1 protein-coding gene is annotated in these 389 nt (G+C 38.3%); it reads left to right on the top strand.

Annotation, left to right across the window (positions count from 1 at the left end; genetic code table 11):
* Positions 1-120 precede the first annotated feature (120 nt).
* Positions 121-389: hypothetical protein (locus KTQ90_RS13610; protein WP_217318864.1), on the top strand; the 269-nt coding region annotated here is incomplete at its 3' end.

A 389-nucleotide genomic window follows, 5' to 3' on the forward strand; every position in this document is an offset into this window, starting at 1 on the left:
TGATTTGTTCCTCCGTAGTCGGACAATTAAGATGGAAAGAACATATAAAAAAGCATAAAAAGTTTCTGATTTTTCTCATAAATAAATTAGATTTCATATATTTGCGCAAAATTAGAAACAATGACAGAACTATTGAGTATATTATATAAGCTGCGGATATTCACTTTGGATGAACTTTCTGAGGCTCTGAAAGGCAAGGTGAAATCGGTGGAAGCGTTGCTTGCTCGGTACAAGCAACAAGGGTGGATTGTGGCTATACGGCGCAATACCTATTGCATGAAGGATATTGCATCTGGTTTACCTGTTTGCGACAAGTATGAGATAGGAAGCCACGTGTCACATACAGCTTGCATCAGTTATCACACAGCATTGGAATTTCATGGATTGGC

It is taken from the genome of Leyella stercorea (assembly GCF_019052365.1).
In the GTDB taxonomy this organism is placed as follows: domain Bacteria; phylum Bacteroidota; class Bacteroidia; order Bacteroidales; family Bacteroidaceae; genus Prevotella.